Consider the following 3,339-nt stretch of genomic DNA (forward strand, 5'->3'; position numbering starts at 1 on the left):
GATTACGGCCAGATCGTCGAGATGAACACGCCCGACGAGTTCTTCAGAAACCCTCAACACGAGCGCACACGCCAGTTCCTCAGCCAAATCCTGCACTAACTCTCTGGAMGGCCGACACGCCCCGCCGCCTCATCCCGAGGAGCAGCCGAAAGGCTGCGTCTCGAAGAACGAGGCGTCTCCGGCTACCTCTGGACAATCCTTCGAGACGCCACTCCGCGGCGCCTCAGGATGAGGGGTTGGAATGGAAGTTGAGCGGGCTGCTATTCCTTTTTCGCCGGTCCGGTCTCGACCGGCAGGTCCTGCCGCGCGCCCCATTCTGCCCAGGAACCATCGTAGAGTGACTGGATCGGATGGCCGCCCGTCTCGAAGGCGAGGGCGAGGATCGCGGCGGAGACGCCGGAGCCGCAGCTCGTGATGACCGGCTGGCTCGGGTCGATGCCGGCCTTTGCGATGGCCGCGTCCAAGATGGCCCTGTCCCTGAACCGTCCATTCTCGATGATCTCGGCAAACGGCAGGTTGAGCGATCCGGGCATATGGCCTTGGCGAAGTCCCGGACGCGGCTCGGGAGCATCGCCGCGAAAACGATCCGCTGGCCGCGCGTCGACGACCTGGGCGCTGCGCGTCTTCAGGGCGGCAGCGACGTCTGATGCACTTGCGACGGCGGTCCGATCGAGCGTCGCCGTAAACCGGCGCGGCGTGGGGTGCTTCTGCGCTCCCGTCTCGATGGCGCGGCCCTCCTGATGCCAGGCCGGGAAGCCGCCATCGAGAATGCGGACGTCCTTTGCGCCGAAGACGCGGAATGTCCACAGAACGCGGGGCGCGGAGAAAAGCCCGGCGCCGTCATAGACGACGATCGTGGTGTCGTCGCCGATCCCGAGCGCGCCGGCAGCCTCTGCAAACGCCTCCGTGCTCGGCAGCATATGGGGAAGGGCGGAGGACGCGTCCTTGACCGTATCGATATCGAAGCGCACTGCGCCCGGAATATGGCCCGCCAAGTATTCCGCCTGTGGATCGCGATTTTGCGTCGGCAGATACCAGGATCCATCGACGACGACGAGATTTGCGTCGTTCAGATGGTCCTGGAGCCATTGGGTCGAGACGAAGGGATGGGGCATGGATTCAATCGCATAGAGGGATGGGAAAGCGCTTCAGTCGGCGATAGCCAAACGAACACGACGGTTCTGTTTGCCCTTCTTTTCGATGTCGGTGATTACGACAGCACCAATTTCGCTGGTGCGTCGCACGTGCGTTCCGCCGCAGGGCTGAAGGTCGATGCCTTCGATCTCGACGAGCCGGACACGACCCGACCCGCGCGGCGGCTTCACCGACATGGTCTTGACCAGACCCGGATTAGCGTCGAGCTCGGCGTCGGTAATCCATCGTTCGGTGACGGCGGCGTCTCGAGAGATCAGCGCGTTCAGCTTTTCGGTCAGCTCGGTCTTGTCGAGCCCCGCGTCGGGAATATCGAAATCGAGTCGCCCGTCGCCGTCGCCGATCGAGCCACCGGTGACCGGGTAGGGCAGCACGACGCTCAAGAGGTGCAAGGCGGTGTGCACGCGCATCCGCTTGAGGCGACGTGGCCAGTCGAGTTGAAGGGACACGACGTCCCCGGCTTCTATGGCCGCCGTCGCTTCGGTTCCGACGAGATGCACGACCTGCGACCGGTCAGATCCGTAGACCGTATTGGACACGGGCCACTCGCCGCCACCTCGCGTGTTCAATGTGCCGACGTCGCCCGGCTGCCCGCCTCCCTGCGCATAAAAGACCGTTTGATCGAGCACCACGCCTCCCTCGGGCGTCACGGCTAAGACCTTCGCCTCGCAGCCTGCTGCGTAAGCATCATCCCGAAAAAGCAGGGTCGTCGCGGTCATCGTCTCAAGCCTCGTCCTCAAGCAAGGGCGCCATCTTGGTGGGAATTCGAGTCGCTTGGCAACCGGCCGAGCCATGCCTCACGACGACACGCGCATTTCCCTGAACGCATGCAACGCCCGTTCCCGCGCGGTCGCGTGATCGACGATCGGTCTGGGATAGGTCTCGCCGAGGATGATTCCGGCAGCTTCGCGCACAGGGTCGGGAGCTGCCCATGGCTGGTGAATGAACGTGTTCGGCAAGGCGGCGATTTCTGGTACGAATTCGCGGACATAGGCTCCCTCGGGATCGAACTTCTCGCCCTGCGTGATCGGGTTGAAGATTCGATAGAACGGCGCCGCATCGGGACCGGAGCCGGCGGTCCATTGCCAACCGAAGGCGTTGTTCGCGCTGTCCGCATCGACCAACGTGTCCCAGAACCATTGTTCTCCTTGCCGCCAATCGATGAGCAGATGCTTGATGAGGAAGGACGCCACGACCATTCGAACGCGGTTGTGCATCCAGCCGGTCCGCCACAACTGGCGCATGCCCGCATCGACAATGGGATAACCCGTCATCCCCCGTTGCCACGCCTGGAGATTCTCGGCGCTCGAACTCCACCGGAAGTGCGAAAAGCGAGGATCCTGCGAGCGCGTCGCCAGTTCGGGATTCTGAAAGAGCTGTTGATGACAAAACTCGCGCCAGATCACTTCGCTGAAGAATTTTTCGACGTTGCCGGACATACCTTCGGCGTGCGCAAACTTGGTGTGAACCCGATGCCAGATCTGGCGCGGTGTGATCTCGCCGAAATGCAAATGGGGAGACAAGCGCGACGTGCCGTCCGTTCCAGGTATCTCGCGATTGACCGCATACCCTCGCAATCGTTCATCGATAAAATCGTCGAGCGCTTCTTGCGCCGCGGCCTCGCCGGGAATCCAGGCTTGACGCAATCCACCTGCCCAGTCGGGTTGCGACGGCCGCAAATCTAAATCAACCAGCGAAACTTCGTCGCGTCCTTTCCTCGACGACCGCGCAATTGTACGCGGAGCGGGAAGGGGATGGGGTGGCGCGCCCTTCGCCATCACCGCGCGAAAATAGGGCGTGTAAACCTGAAACGGCTTGCCGGCCTTGGTGGTGATCTCCCAAGGCTCGTTCAGCAAACGTCCATTGAAGCTTTCGACGATGAGGCCACGCTTTGTCAGGCTCTCCTTGATCGCCTTGTCGATGGCAATCTCACCGTCCCCGTAGCGACGATTCCAGAAGACGCTGCCAGCGCCAGTCGTCTCTGCGATTCGATGAACAATCGTCTCCGACGGCCCGCGAAACAGCGCGAGACGCGTTCCACGAGCAGCTAATTGTTGGGCGAGCGATTCGAGCGTTCCATGCAGCCACCAGCGCGTCGCCGCTCCAATGGGACGGATTCCCGGCGATTCGTCGTCCAGGATAAAGAAGCAGAATATCGGTGCGCCGATACTTGCGGCGGCATGAAGC

Annotated in this window: 3 protein-coding genes and 1 pseudogene; 1 reads left to right on the forward strand and 3 read right to left on the reverse strand. The window is 62.3% G+C overall.

All coding sequences use genetic code 11. From position 1 onward, the window contains the following. Positions 1 to 99, forward strand: a pseudogene (locus AC1DT3_RS15660) (amino acid ABC transporter ATP-binding protein); the annotation flags it as partial. Positions 100 to 260: 161 nt separating this feature from the next. Here the strand turns inward: AC1DT3_RS15660 and sseA are convergent. The 3 genes from sseA to AC1DT3_RS15675 form a co-directional block, all read right to left on the reverse strand. After that, positions 261 to 1,115, reverse strand: a complete 855-nt coding sequence (sseA, locus tag AC1DT3_RS15665; RefSeq protein ID WP_477466171.1) for a 3-mercaptopyruvate sulfurtransferase — start codon at positions 1,113 to 1,115, stop codon at positions 261 to 263. A gap of 33 nt (positions 1,116 to 1,148) precedes the next feature. Further along, positions 1,149 to 1,871: an alanyl-tRNA editing protein gene (locus AC1DT3_RS15670; RefSeq protein WP_477466172.1), complete on the reverse strand. Its 723-nt coding sequence runs from the start codon at positions 1,869 to 1,871 to the stop codon at positions 1,149 to 1,151. 78 nt (positions 1,872 to 1,949) lie between these two features. Then, positions 1,950 to 3,339: cryptochrome/photolyase family protein (locus AC1DT3_RS15675; RefSeq protein WP_477466173.1), on the reverse strand; the 1,390-nt coding region annotated here is incomplete at its 5' end.

Source organism: Microvirga sp. P4_G7, assembly GCF_056401005.1.